A 15036-nucleotide genomic window follows, 5' to 3' on the forward strand; every position below is an offset into this window, starting at 1 on the left:
ATTCCAAATTCCTTTTATTTGTATATCAAGCGGTATATTGACAAGCTGATCAATACACTATATCATGCATAGTGCCATTGTCATATTTTATCCCTAATTGACAGAATATTTTAACATGGCGGAAAAATAAAATAATAGGGGGCAACCTTATGAAAAATAAGTTAAGTCAATCAGACACATTAGCTATCGGGTTAATGTTGTTTGCACTCTTTTTCGGCGCAGGCAATATGATTTTCCCTCCAGTACTTGGACAGTACGCGGGTGAAAACGTGTGGCTTGCGATCGGTGGATTTTTACTAACAGGGGTTGGGCTCCCGCTCTTAGGCGTTATCGCCGTTGCCCTGACAGGAACAGGTGCAAAGGGACTTGCTGATAAAGCTCATCCTACATTCGGTACCATTTTCACCGTCATTTTATATTTATCCATTGGACCTTTTTTTGCGATTCCTCGTACAGGAACGGTTTCGTATGAAATTGGTTTGGCTCCGTTTCTTTCTGAAGCACAGGCTGAATCATGGATTCCATTATTGTTATTCTCGATTGCTTTTTTCGGTATTACCTATGCCCTTGCTTTAAACCCATCGAAACTAGTTGATCGAATCGGTAAAATTTTAACACCAATTTTACTCGCTGTCATCGCTTTAATTGTGATTAAAGCCATTGCAACACCGATGGGTGGAATTGGCAGTCCGCATCCATCCTATGAAGGAAGCCCACTGTTTACCGGCTTTTTAGAAGGCTATAAAACCATGGATGCTCTTGCTTCAATCGTTTTCGGAATTGTCGTTGTCACGGCTGTAAAGGAGCGCGGTATTACAGAACGTAAATCTCTTGCTGCCGCTTGTATTAAAGCAGGGCTTGTAGCAGCAGCTGGACTAGCTCTTGTATACATATCACTCGCATATGTAGGGGCATCAAGTCCTGAAGCTACAGGTATGGTCGGTGCAAATGATGGTGGAAAACTCCTTTCACTTTCAGCAAACTTTTTATTTGGTTCTGCTGGAAATATTGTGTTAGGGGCAGCAATTTTATTTGCCTGCTTGACGACAAGTGTTGGACTTGTTTCATCGTGTGGGGAATATTTTTCATCACTGTTTCCACGTTTTTCTTATCGTACAGTTGTTTTAATTGTATCTTTATTTAGTACGTTTGTGGCTAACCTTGGACTGGCGCAAATTATTTCACTTTCAGTTCCTGTTCTTGTTGCGATTTATCCGTTAGCCATCGTGATCATTCTCTTATCTTTTCTCGATCGTTGGATCAATGGAAGACGAATCATTTATATCGTTTCACTCATTTTTACAGGTATCTTTGCCGTGATCGACGGGTTAGTGGCAGCAAAAATCCCTCTTGGCGCATTACCTGAATTTTTAGAAGGTGCTGTTCCTCTATACGATCTTGGGATTGGTTGGGCTATCCCTGCCGTTCTTGGAGCCATTATCGGACTTCTCATTTCTTTATTCACGAGTCCACCTAAACAGCTGGCTTAATAAGCAGCAAACATTCAAACATCCTCTTCTTAGATGAAGAGGATGTTTTTTATTGTTCTCCATATACTAAAATAGAAAAATTCATGACTTTTGTACGAAAACACATGTTGACATCAGGCGTACATCCTTTATAATTAGTGAATGTTAATGAAGAACGGTTTTAGCAACTAATTAACAGAATATTTCAACATAATATTGGAGGCTTTATATTCAATGAAGGCAACATTGTCGACGAAAGATACAGTTATTATCGGGTTTATGTTATTTGCTCTATTCTTCGGCGCCGGAAATATGATTTATCCACCAGAGCTTGGACAATATGCTGGCACAAATGTATGGAAAGCAATGGGCGGATTTTTATTAACAGGTGTCGGTTTACCCCTTCTTGGGATTATTGCGATCGCTTTAACAGGACGAGATGCCAAAGGATTAGCCGATAAAGCTCACCCCACTTTTGGAACAGTATTTACAGTCATTTTATATTTATCGATCGGGCCGCTATTCGCTATCCCGCGTACAGGAACGGTTTCATATGAAATTGGTGCATTACCCTTTTTAGCAGGTGTACCAGCTTGGCTCTCCCTTCTTTTATTTACACTTGTCTTTTTTGGTATTACGTACTATCTTGCTTTAAATCCAACGAAGATTGTAGATCGTGTAGGAAAAGTGTTAACACCGATTAAATTTACGATTATTCTTCTTATTATTGTCAAAGCCATTTTAACGCCGATGGGCGTCATTGGCACACCTGATGTATCGTATAGCAATGGATCATTTTTCAAAGGATTTTTAGAGGGCTATAAAACAATGGATGCTCTTGCTTCTATTGTGTTTGGGGTTGTTGTCATCAACGCCATTAAAGGACGCGGCGTGACAAGTAAAAAGGCACTGACATCCGCTTGTATCAAAGCAGGTTTAATTGCTGCTTGCGGATTAACATTTGTTTATCTATCTCTTGCTTATTTAGGCGCTTCAAGTACACACGCCATTGGTTTTGTTGGAGATGGCAGTAAAATCTTGGCTCAGTCTTCTCAATTCCTATTCGGCAGTTTAGGAAATATTGTGTTGGGTGCTGCGATTACGGTTGCTTGTTTAACAACAAGTATCGGCCTCGTTACATCATGCGGAGAGTATTTCTCGAAGTTACTACCTAAGCTTTCTTATAAAATGGTCGTTACACTCGTGACATTATTCAGTTTTATCATTTCGAATTTTGGACTTGCTCATATTATCGCTTTCTCTGTACCAGTTTTAACTGCGATTTATCCGCTAGCAATTGTGATCATCGTTTTGTCACTTGCTGATAAGTGGCTTGGACATAGAAGACCTGTATATGTTCTCTCTTTAATTTTAACAGGCTGCGTGAGCTTATTTGACGGCTTAGCAGCAGCGAACTTTCCAATCGGTCCAATAAAAGACGTCTTTCAATCAATCCTGCCTTTTTATGACCTTGGTATAGGCTGGATTGTCCCTGCAATACTTGGGATCGTGATCGGATTTGTGATCTCTCTTTTCACTTCTTCTGCTTCAGAAGAGCGTCAAAAACAAGCGTCATAGCAAAAAAAGCTGAAGTCCATTGATAGGACTTCAGCTTTTTTATTGATGCTGATACTCTTTTTCTTGCTGAGCTAATAGCTTCTGAACAGCGCCAGGTGATGCTTTTTCAACAGCCGCTGCTGCTATATCAAATGATCCAGTATAATCATAGGCGTAAAATCTTCGTTCTGCCTCTTTTAATTGTTCTGAAAGAATATGGTTTTGACTTCTAAAACGATTGCCGTACTGAATGATTCGTTCAATTTGATCCACTTTACTAAGCATTTCTTCTGTCTCATCCACAACATTTCTGACTGTGTCAGAGGCTTCTTTTAATTGCTGATTTACTGCTGGCATGTTGAGCGGCAGGTTTTCCAGCTGCTCGTGCACTTGATGAATCATCTCTTGCGCTTTTTCAGCCCGCTCTTTCATCTCAGCAGGTACACCTGGAATATTGCTTTTATGTAGCTGGCGTACTGTATCTGTCAGCATCGTTTTAAGCTCAGCCAGTGTTTCTCTCGCTTGTAATTCTTCTTTTCTTAATGATTGGAGATGACCTTTAAATGTGTCATGTAAAGCTTTTGCATCTTCAATAAAGGTCTCCAGCTGATTGATTTCATCCATTAATAATGAATAAGCCACGTGATCACGATCAAGCTTCTCACGGATTTGTTTCATCAGCTTTTCAATTTCTTCTAAACGTTTTTCAAATGCCTTCTGTTGATCGAGTTCTCCTGCTGTCAGCTTGTAGCTTTCTTTCACAAGAGCCGTTTCTGCCTTTGTTTGTGTATGATCTTGCTCAAGCTTTTCGAATGCTTCTGTGAGCTCAGGCATTCTGCTTTTGATTTCTTGACCTGCCTCTACTTCCGCCTCCAGCTGATCATACAGCGTCTCAATCGCATCATCGATCATTTGCAAAATGCTTGATGCCTCTTCTAAATTGAGTTCATCAATGAGCAATTTTTCCGCTCTTGCAAGCTGTTTGTTTAAAGTCTCCAGCTCTTTCGTGATCTGGATATGCTCCAGCTTGTAGCCTTTTTCCGACATTTCTTGATATCCGTCTTTCAACTTCGTCAGCTGACCTGGTACGGTTTGTTTGCAGTCTGCAATAAGTTTTGGTACATCATTGATATATAGTTGAAGCTGGTCGAGTCTGCGGTCTTGCTCAAGCAAAATCTTTCTTGCTTTCATGTAGTTTCCGTTTTCTGTTTCTTCCTCGTACTGCTTAATCCCTTCCCAGGCCTCATCTAAGTCCTGCTCCATTTTGTCATAAAGGGTGCCATATAAATGGCTGTACGCAAGCAGATTTTTTCGAACCGTTTGGTATTGCTCTTTGACCTTTTCAATGTCCTTGCGGTTTTGCTCCTCGCTTGTGACAAGGTCTGCAATTTCTTTTAATATGTCTTCGATGTTCGAATCAGCAGCACTCAGCAAGTCCTCAATATGAGTTAGAACCTGCTTGGCTTTGGAGAATCGATATTTATCAGAATACTCTTCTGCGTCATATAATAGCTCCTCTACCTTTGGAAGATGGGCTGTGACGATATCGTCCCACTCTGCACGCCACCTTTCAAAAAATTGCTCTGTTTCTCCGGTCATTTTTAAGTGTTTGATTTTTGAAATTTCTTCTACAATTGATCTGTTTAAAATTTCAATTTTCCATGCTTCCAATCGGTCAATCTCTTTATATATATTTTTTCTGAGGAAATAACCGACTGAAAACAAAGCAAGCAAAATGACAATTAAACCGATGATAAACTCCATAATGAGCCCCCTTGTTGTGATCTAAGTGATGTCAGGGTAAAAGTGTCCCGAGTAGACCTGAGAACCCTTTCGTGTCCGCTTTGCATTTGTCTTTTTATAAACAGGATCGTATGTTTTCCAATACCATCCATTCACGGTTTTATGTATGTTTTTCAAGAACGTATTTGAGCGCTTTCTATTATTTGATCACACGTATTCATGTGACCTGCTTTTATGTATGCGGAAGCTGTCGTTTTCATTGTTATTATGATACCATGTAACCAGCATTTTTGGTCATGATTTTTCATTATTTTCACTGATAAACATGACGTTTTTCAAAATATCGACAAGAGGTGACGACATGCTGAAGCAAGATGCACATCTACATACACCGTTTTGCCCGCACGGTACGCCTGATTCTTTTCATTCTTATATTGAAAAAGCCATCAAAAAGGGATTTGATTCCATAACCTTTACTGAGCATGCCCCTCTGCCTCCATCGTTCCATGATCCAACACCAGCGCAGGATAGTGCCATGAAGCTTCAAGAACTTGAATCGTATATAACGAAATTGGATCAGCTGAAACAGGAATACAAAGGACAATTAATAGTAAAAACTGGGCTTGAGGTTGACTATATCAAAGAGTATGAAGAGGAAACAAGTGCCTTTTTAGACTGCTATGGTCCAGAACTAGACGATAGCATTTTGTCTGTTCACTTTCTTCCTGCTGGCGATGATTATATTTGCCTTGATTTTGACGAGCATGCCTTCCAGCAGCTAATAAGCCTCTATGGCAGCATCGAACAGGTCTATCAAAACTACTATGACCAAATTCATTCTTCTATTCTATCATCTTTAGGTCGCTATAAGCCAAATAGAATCGGTCATATCACCCTTGTGCAGAAATTCAAACAGCTTTTCCCATTTGAGATGACACCTGCACTTTGTCAAAAGGTTACCCTTTGTCTTGAAGAAACGGCAAAAAAAGGCATGTCCTTAGATTTTAATACATCAGGTCTTCGTAAAACATATGCCAGAAGTATCTATTTAGATCAATGGATGATTGATCTTGCAAAACAGAAAAAAATTCCGCTCATATTTGGGTCTGATGCCCATCAAGCGGAAGATCTCGGATATGCTTATGATCAATTCGAAGACATCATGAGTTTTAAATGAGAATCTAATGCCGGCTTTTTTGGTTCTAGTAAATGATGAAGGGAGCGGCTCAGTTCCTTAAAATACGTTTGATAGAAATAAGGCTCATTTGGATTTAAGTAAAGCACCTCCATTAAATATTGCGGCTGTAAATAGGGCATCATGAGCAGTGATTTCAGCTGAATCATAAAAGATGAGATGGAGAGCTGCTCACAAATCACATGGGTGCTTTTACCTTTTTCAATGATGAGCTGAAACAAATATTTTTCTTTCGTTAAATAGGTCGACATAATTTCTCTAATGAGCGTCGAATCAATCGTCACCTCTCGATAAACGAAACGGGTTAATTGACGGTGCTTGTGCTGATAAGATAAAATATCAAAAACCACATGTAATAAGCATTCTTTTGCATGACGAGTTTCCATGTGATGGATATGTGATTCAATCATATGAATATAGCCTTCATAAAAATCGGATACGAGCTGCTCAAGTAGCCCTCCTTTTCCTTGAAAGTAATAAGAAATGTGGGCAACGTTGACGTTTGCTTCCTTCGCAATTTCACGGACAGAGGTTCCAGAAAATCCTTTTTGGTTAAAAAGTCTGATGGCAGCTTCAATAATACGGTCTTTTGTTTGCACGGTTGTTGATGTTTTCATCCGCTCACCCCTCTTCATGTGTACATACTTCAAGATGAAAACGGAAGTTCCTTTTACAATTGCTCGACAAAACCCACATGTGAGACGCAAGTTATGTATTTTTGAGATAGAAAGTAGGAGATCTTCATGTTTCATGTCGAAAAACAGTCTGGCGATCCATCAAAAGACTATCAATTGCTCGTTAAACAGGTCGAAGCCATTACAGATGGTGAGCCTGATCTAATTGCTAACCTAGCAAATGCGGCGGCGCTATTGTATCATTCACTCCCAGAGGTCAATTGGGCAGGGTTTTATTTGGCTAAAGGCGGCGAGCTTGTGCTAGGACCGTTTAACGGACTACCTGCATGTGTGCGTATCCCTTCTGGGAAAGGCGTTTGCGGTACTGCCTTTGCAACAGGTGAAGTCCAGCGTATCGCTGATGTGCATGCATTCCCTGGACATATCGCATGTGATGCAGCATCACAATCTGAAATTGTCGTTCCGCTTAAGGTAAATGGAGAGATCATTGGGGTTCTCGACATTGACAGTCCTGTGAAAGACCGTTTTAGTGAAGTAGATGAAACCTACTTGATTCAATTTACTGAGGTACTCCAAAAGGCGTTATCCGCCTCTACAAATGCATAATCTTACAAAAAAGCAGGCACATTGCCGGCTTTTTATTTTTCTTCGCACACACGAAGCATCGCCATTGCCTTTAAATAGGTTGACTTCTCCTATCCAGCGTCATATAATAGAGCTTGTGTGAAATATGGCAGCCTTTTTGTTCGGCTTTTTTGTATCATTTTGTTCCTTCTATAGGAAGGTGCATCTTGTAACTCCCTGCTGCTGGAGCGAGGATGCATGAAAACATAATGACGGAAAAGACAGAGAACAGACGGTTTTTATTTTTCACAAATAAAAACAAATAAGGAGGAGTCACATTATGGCTCGCTATACAGGTCCAAGTTGGAAGATTTCCCGCCGTTTAGGCATTTCATTAAGCGGAACAGGTAAGGAACTTGAAAAACGCCCTTACGCTCCAGGCCCACATGGTCCAGGACAACGCAAAAAACTATCTGAATACGGTTTACAATTACAAGAGAAGCAAAAGCTTCGTCACATGTACGGTGTGAACGAACGTCAATTCCGTACACTATTTGACAAAGCTGATAAACTTCCTGGTAAACAAGGTGAAAACTTCATGATTCTTCTTGAAACTCGCCTTGACAACCTAGTATACCGTCTTGGCCTTGCTCGTACTCGTCGCCAAGCTCGTCAGCTAGTTAACCATGGTCACATCCTTGTTGATGGAAGCCGTGTAGACATCCCATCTTTCTCTGTGAAACCAGGTCAAACGATTGCTCTTCGTGAGAAATCTCAAAACCTTGCAGTTGTGAAAGAATCAGTTGAAGTGAACAGCTTCGTTCCTGAATACCTTACTTTCGATGCTGAAAAGCTTGAAGGAACTTTCACTCGTCTTCCAGAGCGTTCTGAATTAGCGCCTGAAATCAGCGAACAACTAATCGTTGAGTTCTACTCTCGTTAATTAATTCGCTTTTAACTAGCGATACTAAGCACCCTAGAATTGTTGATATATCAACGTTTCTAGGGTGTTTTATTTATCTCTTGCTTTGCAATATGTTTTCATCCTTACCTCTTGGTTTTGGTGGTACTTGTTATAACGTGTCATGATGGACGTTTTTCACAAAACTTTTTTTAAATATATCTTCTTTAAATTTTAAAAAGACAAAATAATTAATTTCTTCAAAAAATATAGATCATTTAGGGGTAAAAATTTATGTTTAGTTTTGATGATCAAGATTTAATTCAAATGCTTAGTTTAGGAACTGATTCAGAGGTAGAATTGGATGCAATGAAAGAAAAGAAAGTTGAGTTCAGAAAATATTTTGGCCAATTACTAAGTCAGAGTAGAAAAAACGCAAAAAGCAATGAATGTTTTTATTGTGGCAAAAAATGTAGTAGTTTTTGCAATTCGCACTCAATACCTGCTTTTTTCCTCAGAAACATTGCTCATGAAGGGGTTGTTTATAATAACCATAAATTAATAAACATGCCATTATTGGATGATGATATAGGTATAAATAAAACTGGTACTTTTCAATTAATTTGTAGAGATTGTGATAGCAAAATATTTAGTGACTATGAAAATCCAGATAATTATGAAGCTACACCAACCTCAAAAATGATAGCACAAATTGCAATGAAAAATTATTTAAAAAGCATAAGTAAAAGAAAATTAGAAATAGAAATGTTTAATAATATTATGGATAGTAACGAACAATCATTTGAAAACATTGAGCAAAAACAAATTATAAATAATTTAGATTTACAAGAATATATTGAAGGATTTAATCGTGCAAAACGAGTAGAAAAAAAAGGATGGGAAAATGAGTATTATTTATTTTATCATCAAACACTAGACTATGTTGTTCCAATCGCTTTCCAAAGTACTGTTGCATTGCTAGCTGATTTTGAGGGCAATATTATTAACAATATATACAACTATTCACCCGAATATCAAATAAAATCGGTTCATATATGTGTATTCCCACTTGAAAGTTCCAGTGTAATTATGATGTTTGTAGATTCAAAAGAAAAGAGATATAGATCCTTCTACAAGCAATTCCGAAAGCTGTCTCCCGAAAAAAAATTAGCTGCAATAAACTTTATAATTTTTAGTTATTCTGAAGATGTATATATACAAAAAAAAATCAACGAAAAAGTTTTAATGGATCCATTTCTGGTTGATGTCAGCAGAAAATCCTTAGAGTTAATAACTCCAAATCCAATTATAGATGTTAATCCTTTGTTAATAAGTAAAGAAAATGTTAATTTTGATAAAATGCATGAAATTCCTAACCTGCTCTTGAAGGAGTTCAAAGTTCGATAATTTTCAAGGTTTTTTTACATTTGTTAATTGAATTGCTTTGTAATGAGCAATAACAAAAACCCTAGAAACAAAGTTATATCAATGCTTTAGGTTTCTTTGTGATGATTAACCTAGTCGCACGTTGCTGGTCTTGTTCATTTGAATTGAGGGAAAATCATTTGATATAATCACGACTCTTTTAATGATAAACCACCTGACATGGTATAAACCATTCTTCTCATTTTCCTTTTATTTGATTCCTTTAGTATTGTTGATATGTTACCAAGTGCTATCCTTTTTCGTTGTCTCCATAGGAGTGAACTTTCTTTTCGGTGAATACATTACCTGTAATTCATTTCTTTCATTGTTGACCTTCTGTTTATTAGTCAGTGGAATTGTTCTTTTTTGGTCGATCTTTTTAGTATTCATTGGTAAAGGGATTTCCTCTTTGCTAAAATTTCCTGAATGGATCAAGTTTATCTTTGAATTTCTACTCTCATGGATCGTTGTGCATTTCTCAATTAAGTTTGTCCTTAATATGAACATAGTCAATGTCTCCATTTGGGAGTACGGCACACTCATTTTATCTTTCTTTGTCAGCTTCTTGTTTATTGGAATTGATCTCATCTACTCAAGTATTGAACAACGAAAACAGCCGCTGGATGAACAAGCAAAAAGCTCCTAGAGATGATTCTAGGAGCTTTTGCTTGCCCAATTTGTGATCAGCTGCTCTGTTGTCAGGACAGTCGCAAATTCGTCATGCAGTGTTGCAAGTGAAAGGCGATGGATCGTTTCTGGATCATAATATGTACCGGTTTGATCTGCGAGTCCAAAGGCGGCTGTTGCATCCGAAATGAGGTATGTCTCAAAGCCTAGGTTTCCACTCATTCTTGTTGTAGTAGATACGCAGTGCGGTGTTGTGAGTCCAGCAATCACAACAGTGTTGATCTCGTTTGATCTTAGTTGTTCCTCTAAGTTTGTACCTATAAAGCTGCTGTTGACTTTCTTTTGTATGACCGTTTCTTCATCTAGCGGTTTAGCGATCTCTTTGAAGGAGTGCCCTTCATTTGCTGGATGAAATAAGGAGTGCGGCTGATCCGATGTATGCTGAATATGAATGACTGTCCATCCTTTTTCTCTCCAAAACGTCAATAGACGACTGATGTTCTTCTCTGCATCTAGGTTATTCCGTTCTCCCCATTTTTCGTGCTCGAATGCTTTCTGTACATCGACCATAATCAAAGCCTTTTGATGATGTTGCACAAATACCCACCTCCGAAGATTCTCGTTCATTATATGTAGTGTAAGGAATGGTGGTTGATTTGTACATGTTTTTATTTGGCTATGTACGATGTTTTGTCTGTTTTTGCAGGAAAAAGACAAAACACACACTGGCTATTAAGTAATAGATACCAATGATGGATGTACAATTAGATATGACTTCTGCCCATTGCACTGATTTGACGATTGCCATCCAGATCATATAGATGATCAGAAATGAACATGGGAAATAGAGAAAGTAGCCCAAGAAAGCATATTTGAGTTTTTGCGTCATCTTTTATCCTCCTAAAAATCTTCTCCATCACCTAGCAGCACCCATATAACCATGACATCAAAAAAGACAGCACAAACCGCTGTCTTTTTGATTTTTTAATTCGTATTCTGTCCTCCGCCATTCAATCCTTCTTTCACATAGCCTTTCACTTGGCTTGAGGTTAATAGACCGATATGGCCAACGCCATGGATCAGGACGTTTCTTGCACCAATTAAACGAGAAAGGCTGTTGACGACGATGAGATCTGCCGAGCTATAAACAGATGTGTAAAGAATTTTTTGATTTGGATCTGTTCCTGGTAATGCTCTGCTTGAAACGAGTCCGTTTGCTCCACCAATGGTGACGACGTTTTCAATTTTATCGCCGCCGTCTAGATTCTTAACATAGTATAACGTGTTCGCCCCGCCCATACTATGCGCCACAATATCTACTTTTTTGGCACCCGTTTTGGCTAGCACATCTTTGACGAATCTGGATAGACGCGGACCATTGTTGCGGTTATTCCCTGTTTTGTCTATAAAATCGATAGCAAATAATTGGTTTCGATCCCAGCCTTGTCCAACCAAATAACTTTTAATAGAAGCAAAGTTATAAGACGCTCCTCCAATACCATGTACCATGACAACCGGATTGTGCTCAGCTGCTTTGATTTCTTTCGGCTGGATGAAGGCCATTGAACCTATCACTAAGGCAAGGGCAACAAGAATTTGCAAACTCTTTTTCTTAAAACGAATCACTTTCATTCCCCCTTATTCATCTTATACGACTCTATTTTATACAAGAAAAATATGACAGAAAAGTGAACAAGGTAATGTTTATGAGATGATTTTACAGAAATATAAATAATCATAAAGCACCTTGGACTTTTTTAAATTAAAACAAAAAGACTACGGGACTTTCTTTCTTTCATATATAATATGTTAGACAAAAGGAGGTTCTACTAGATGTTATTTACTCAAACACCTGCAACACCCTATTATGCCGTGATTTTCACATCAAAACGAACAAATGTCGAGCAGAAGGAATACGCTGCGGCTGCTCAAAAAATGGAAGAATTAGCGAAAGAACTAGACGGCTTTCTTGGAATAGAAAGTGTAAGAGATGAACAAGGCGTTGGAATCACTGTTTCTTACTGGAATTCATTAGCAGCCATCAAAGAATGGAAAGCACATACAGCACATCAGCGTGTTCAAAAAAAAGGGAAAAAGGATTGGTATGAAGCCTATACAACCCGAATTTGTAAGGTAGAACATGCTTATACAAACGAAGATTCACTTCTTGAACAAGAAGCAGACAAATGAGAGAAAACCGCTCTGTAAAAGCTTGATTCCACTTCTAAATATAAAAAGAAAAGCACCTCAATGTATACGGAACTGACCCCATAAGATGAGACAAATAAAAAACACCTTCAAGTTTGAAAACGGATCGTTGTGATCCGAAATAAAACATGGAGGTGTTTTTTCTATGGGGACAAGAGTGAGTTATCCGGTTGAAGTCAAACAGAAGGCTGTGGAAATGAGGTTGGCAGGCGTACCTATGAAAGAGATCATGCAGGAATTGAATATCAAGAATAAGACGCAGGTTCAGACATGGGTGAGATGGCATAAAGCTGGGGATACACACAGGTTCGAACAACCTGTTGGAAAACAATATACCTATGGAAAGGGCCCCGAGTACTCTTCTGAATTAGAGAGACTACAGGCAGAAAATCGCTATTTGAGTCAACAGAATGAAGTTTTAAAAAAGTACAACGAATTGGAAAGGAAGTTGATAAGGAAACGTCAATCAAACTGGTAGAAGAATTGCGCAAAACGATGACGGTACAGGACATCTGTGTCCATTTAGGCATCTTACGTACTTCGTATTATAGATGGAAAAAAGATTTGACTCAGACTCATTCTGAAAGACAACTAGAGAAACAGGTCGGCACGTTGTGCCGAAAGCACAAATATCGATATGGTTATCGGAAAATCACAGCCATACTAAAAATGAGAATGCGTATTAACCATAAAACTGTTCAACGTATCATGCAGAAAAACCAGTGGCAATGCCGGGTTAAAATGAAAAAGCGTAAGAAGAATGGGCAGCCTTATGCCGTAGCTGGTAATATACTGGATCGGAATTTTCAGTCTGATCGCCCTCTTGAAAAACTAGTAACGGACATCACGTATTTGCCTTATGGACAGAAACAATTGTACCTTTCCAGTATATTGGATTTATATAATGGAGAAGTGATTGCTTTTACGATTGGTGATAAGCAGGACACAGACTTTATCTTAAACACACTTAATCAGCTCCCAGCACTTCCTGAGAATTGCGTGTTACATAGCGATCAAGGTTCTGTGTATACATCTTACGAGTATCAGAAAGCTGTTCATATAAAAGGCATTACCATGAGCATGTCCCGTAAAGGGACGCCCGCTGATAATGCCTCCATCGAATCGTTTCATTCCTCACTAAAGTCTGAAACGTTCTATCTTAACAGGATTGATCGCACTACAACCACCATCGTAGAACGCACTGTCAAAGAATACATTTATTATTATAACAACATTCGTATTCAAACGAAACTAAACAACCAATCACCGATAAACTATCGGCAATTGGCTGTATAAAGGTGTTTTGATTCCTGTCTCAAAAACGGGGGTCAGTCCCATACGGACAATTGAGGTGCTTTTCATGATGCTTACTGTTTCATAAGGATTTATTTATACGTCACAAGGAAATATTTCTTTTTCCCTCTTCTTAAGACGGTAAATTGGTTTTCGATTCTATCTTCAGCTGAAAGGACGTAGTCTTTATCAGTTTGTCTCTCTCCATTGATGGAAACTGCGCCATTTGTGATGTCTTCACGTGCTTGGCGTTTTGATGGTGACAGCTTTGATTCCACAAGAAGATCAACAAGTGTTAATTCTTCTGTGCTGCTTTTCTCCATTGATGGTACATCTTTAAAGCCTACTTTGACTTCTTCGGCTGAAAGAGATTTAATCTCGCCTTTGAATAGCGCATTTGAGATGTTGACTGCCTGTTCTAGTGATTCACGGCCATGTACAAGGGTCGTGACTTCCTCTGCTAGACGGCGCTGTGCTTCACGTTTTTCAGGTGCTGTTTGCACTTTTTCTTCGTACGATGCGATCTCTTCTTTCGATAAGAACGTAAAGTATTTTAAGTATTTCACGACGTCACGGTCATCTGTATTGATCCAGAATTGGTAGAATTCATATGGAGATGTTTTTTCTTTATCTAACCAGATGGCGCCGCCTTCTGTTTTACCAAACTTCGTACCGTCTGCTTTCGTGACAAGCGGCATCGTTAAACCGAATGCTTTTGCCCCTTCTGCTTCAGACTTACGGATCAGCTCAAGTCCAGATGTGATATTTCCCCACTGGTCGCTTCCGCCAATTTGCAGCTTACAGTTTTCATTTCTGTAAAGATTTAAGAAGTCTAAAGATTGCAGGATGACGTAGCTGAACTCTGTGTACGAAATGCCTGTTTCAATTCGTGAGCTGACGATATCTTTTGCCAGCATGAAGTTCACGCCAAAGTTCTTCCCAATATCACGAAGGAACGTGATCACATTCATTTGGCTGATCCAGTCATAGTTATTCACGATAACGGCTGGGTTCTCACCTGCTTCAAAATCAAGAAATTGAGAAAGCTGTCCTTTGATTTTATCTGACCACTGTTCGACAATTTCTGCTGGGTTTAGTGAACGTTCTGCTTTTTTGAAGCTAGGATCGCCGATTAGTCCAGTTGCGCCGCCAACAAGAGCAATCGGGTGATGGCCTGCTTCCTGGAATCTGCGTAATGTTAAAATTGGCAATAGGTGGCCAATGTGTAAGCTGTCCGCTGTCGGGTCAAAGCCGGAGTAAAGCTTGATTTTTTCTTCTGCTAATAATTTAGTTAAACCTTCTTCATCTGTTTGTTGCTGAATTAATCCTCTAAACGATAACTCTTCCATCAATTGACTCATATCTCATTCTCCTTTTTTACAATTCAACATAAAAAACGCCCCTTCGAATGAACGAAGG

Annotated in this window: 15 protein-coding genes and 1 other annotated feature (1 of these 16 only partly in view); of the genes, 9 read left to right on the forward strand and 6 right to left on the reverse strand. The window is 38.9% G+C overall.

Annotated features, from left to right (window positions below; genetic code table 11):
* The first annotated feature begins 149 nt into the window (after positions 1 to 149).
* Both brnQ (MHI35_RS13240) and brnQ (MHI35_RS13245) read left to right on the forward strand, forming a co-directional pair.
* A complete protein-coding gene (brnQ, locus tag MHI35_RS13240) occupies positions 150 to 1490 on the forward strand; it encodes a branched-chain amino acid transport system II carrier protein (RefSeq protein ID WP_335348969.1) in 1341 nt (446 codons plus the stop codon).
* A 213-nt stretch (positions 1491 to 1703) separates the two neighbouring features.
* Positions 1704 to 3047, forward strand: coding sequence for a branched-chain amino acid transport system II carrier protein (gene brnQ / locus MHI35_RS13245; protein WP_335348968.1), 1344 nt, complete (start codon positions 1704 to 1706; stop codon positions 3045 to 3047).
* A gap of 39 nt (positions 3048 to 3086) precedes the next feature.
* Here the strand turns inward: brnQ (MHI35_RS13245) and ezrA are convergent, their stop codons facing one another.
* Complete coding sequence (ezrA, locus tag MHI35_RS13250; protein WP_335348967.1) at positions 3087 to 4790, reverse strand: septation ring formation regulator EzrA; 1704 nt, start codon at positions 4788 to 4790, stop codon at positions 3087 to 3089.
* A 340-nt stretch (positions 4791 to 5130) separates the two neighbouring features.
* Between ezrA and hisJ the strand changes: the two genes are divergently transcribed.
* Positions 5131 to 5946, forward strand: a complete 816-nt coding sequence (hisJ, locus tag MHI35_RS13255; RefSeq protein ID WP_335348966.1) for a histidinol-phosphatase HisJ — start codon at positions 5131 to 5133, stop codon at positions 5944 to 5946.
* On the opposite strand, the gene refZ is transcribed toward hisJ, so the two are convergent.
* Positions 5916 to 6581 carry a forespore capture DNA-binding protein RefZ gene (refZ, locus tag MHI35_RS13260; RefSeq protein ID WP_144503669.1) on the reverse strand — a complete coding sequence of 222 codons (666 nt, stop codon included), beginning with the start codon at positions 6579 to 6581 and terminating at the stop codon, positions 5916 to 5918. The two genes, hisJ and refZ, sit on opposite strands and share 31 nt — an antisense overlap.
* A 126-nt stretch (positions 6582 to 6707) precedes the next feature.
* Between refZ and MHI35_RS13265 the strand changes: the two genes are divergently transcribed.
* From MHI35_RS13265 to MHI35_RS13280, 4 genes are all read left to right on the forward strand, one after another.
* Entirely contained in the window at positions 6708 to 7205 is a 498-nt protein-coding gene (locus tag MHI35_RS13265; RefSeq protein ID WP_066030548.1) for a GAF domain-containing protein, read from the forward strand.
* A gap of 298 nt (positions 7206 to 7503) precedes the next feature.
* On the forward strand, positions 7504 to 8106 hold the full coding sequence (gene rpsD / locus MHI35_RS13270) for a 30S ribosomal protein S4 (protein ID WP_003216816.1): 603 nt from the start codon (positions 7504 to 7506) through the stop codon (positions 8104 to 8106).
* 252 nt (positions 8107 to 8358) lie between these two features.
* Positions 8359 to 9471 (forward strand): hypothetical protein, encoded by a 1113-nt coding sequence (locus MHI35_RS13275; protein WP_335348965.1) that lies wholly within the window; start codon positions 8359 to 8361, stop codon positions 9469 to 9471.
* 427 nt (positions 9472 to 9898) lie between these two features.
* Positions 9899 to 10135, forward strand: a complete 237-nt coding sequence (locus tag MHI35_RS13280) for a hypothetical protein (RefSeq protein ID WP_335348964.1) — start codon at positions 9899 to 9901, stop codon at positions 10133 to 10135.
* An 8-nt stretch (positions 10136 to 10143) separates the two neighbouring features.
* Here MHI35_RS13280 and MHI35_RS13285 read toward each other — a convergent pair whose 3' ends face one another.
* The 3 genes from MHI35_RS13285 to MHI35_RS13295 all read right to left on the reverse strand — a co-directional run bounded on the left by MHI35_RS13285 (position 10144) and on the right by MHI35_RS13295 (position 11679).
* Positions 10144 to 10743 (reverse strand): cysteine hydrolase family protein, encoded by a 600-nt coding sequence (locus MHI35_RS13285; protein WP_335348963.1) that lies wholly within the window; start codon positions 10741 to 10743, stop codon positions 10144 to 10146.
* A gap of 49 nt (positions 10744 to 10792) precedes the next feature.
* Complete coding sequence (locus MHI35_RS13290) at positions 10793 to 11005, reverse strand: hypothetical protein (RefSeq protein ID WP_335348962.1); 213 nt, start codon at positions 11003 to 11005, stop codon at positions 10793 to 10795.
* 95 nt (positions 11006 to 11100) lie between these two features.
* Positions 11101 to 11679 carry an esterase/lipase family protein gene (locus MHI35_RS13295; RefSeq protein WP_417894674.1) on the reverse strand — a complete coding sequence of 193 codons (579 nt, stop codon included), beginning with the start codon at positions 11677 to 11679 and terminating at the stop codon, positions 11101 to 11103.
* Between the two features lie 270 nt (positions 11680 to 11949).
* Between MHI35_RS13295 and MHI35_RS13300 the strand changes: the two genes are divergently transcribed.
* Positions 11950 to 12306 carry an antibiotic biosynthesis monooxygenase family protein gene (locus tag MHI35_RS13300; RefSeq protein ID WP_211062866.1) on the forward strand — a complete coding sequence of 119 codons (357 nt, stop codon included), beginning with the start codon at positions 11950 to 11952 and terminating at the stop codon, positions 12304 to 12306.
* Between the two features lie 163 nt (positions 12307 to 12469).
* A protein-coding gene (locus MHI35_RS13305; RefSeq protein ID WP_340991167.1) for an IS3 family transposase occupies positions 12470 to 13620 on the forward strand; the annotation gives its coding sequence in 2 pieces (ribosomal slippage) (positions 12470 to 12743 and positions 12743 to 13620; 1152 coding nt in all).
* An 89-nt stretch (positions 13621 to 13709) separates the two neighbouring features.
* Here MHI35_RS13305 and tyrS read toward each other — a convergent pair.
* A complete protein-coding gene (gene tyrS / locus MHI35_RS13310) occupies positions 13710 to 14978 on the reverse strand; it encodes a tyrosine--tRNA ligase (RefSeq protein ID WP_088003573.1) in 1269 nt (422 codons plus the stop codon).
* A gap of 52 nt (positions 14979 to 15030) precedes the next feature.
* Positions 15031 to 15036 (reverse strand) — a binding site (T-box leader) (it continues 233 nt past the right edge of the window).

The organism is Bacillus sp. FSL K6-3459 (assembly GCF_038003305.1).
GTDB lineage: Bacteria > Bacillota > Bacilli > Bacillales > Bacillaceae > Bacillus > Bacillus pumilus_O.

What these genes read in the sequence shown, in the direction of transcription:
- brnQ (WP_335348969.1), top strand. Translation starts at nt 150, where the DNA reads ATGAAAAATAAGTTAAGTCAATCAGACACATTAGCTATCGGGTTAATG.
- brnQ (WP_335348968.1), top strand. Translation starts at nt 1,704, where the DNA reads ATGAAGGCAACATTGTCGACGAAAGATACAGTTATTATCGGGTTTATG.
- ezrA (WP_335348967.1), bottom strand. Translation starts at nt 4,790, where the DNA reads ATGGAGTTTATCATCGGTTTAATTGTCATTTTGCTTGCTTTGTTTTCA.
- hisJ (WP_335348966.1), top strand. Translation starts at nt 5,131, where the DNA reads ATGCTGAAGCAAGATGCACATCTACATACACCGTTTTGCCCGCACGGT.
- refZ (WP_144503669.1), bottom strand. Translation starts at nt 6,581, where the DNA reads ATGAAAACATCAACAACCGTGCAAACAAAAGACCGTATTATTGAAGCT.
- MHI35_RS13265 (WP_066030548.1), top strand. Translation starts at nt 6,708, where the DNA reads ATGTTTCATGTCGAAAAACAGTCTGGCGATCCATCAAAAGACTATCAA.
- rpsD (WP_003216816.1), top strand. Translation starts at nt 7,504, where the DNA reads ATGGCTCGCTATACAGGTCCAAGTTGGAAGATTTCCCGCCGTTTAGGC.
- MHI35_RS13275 (WP_335348965.1), top strand. Translation starts at nt 8,359, where the DNA reads ATGTTTAGTTTTGATGATCAAGATTTAATTCAAATGCTTAGTTTAGGA.
- MHI35_RS13285 (WP_335348963.1), bottom strand. Translation starts at nt 10,743, where the DNA reads ATGAACGAGAATCTTCGGAGGTGGGTATTTGTGCAACATCATCAAAAG.
- MHI35_RS13290 (WP_335348962.1), bottom strand. Translation starts at nt 11,005, where the DNA reads ATGACGCAAAAACTCAAATATGCTTTCTTGGGCTACTTTCTCTATTTC.
- MHI35_RS13295 (WP_417894674.1), bottom strand. Translation starts at nt 11,679, where the DNA reads ATGGCCTTCATCCAGCCGAAAGAAATCAAAGCAGCTGAGCACAATCCG.
- MHI35_RS13300 (WP_211062866.1), top strand. Translation starts at nt 11,950, where the DNA reads ATGTTATTTACTCAAACACCTGCAACACCCTATTATGCCGTGATTTTC.
- tyrS (WP_088003573.1), bottom strand. Translation starts at nt 14,978, where the DNA reads ATGAGTCAATTGATGGAAGAGTTATCGTTTAGAGGATTAATTCAGCAA.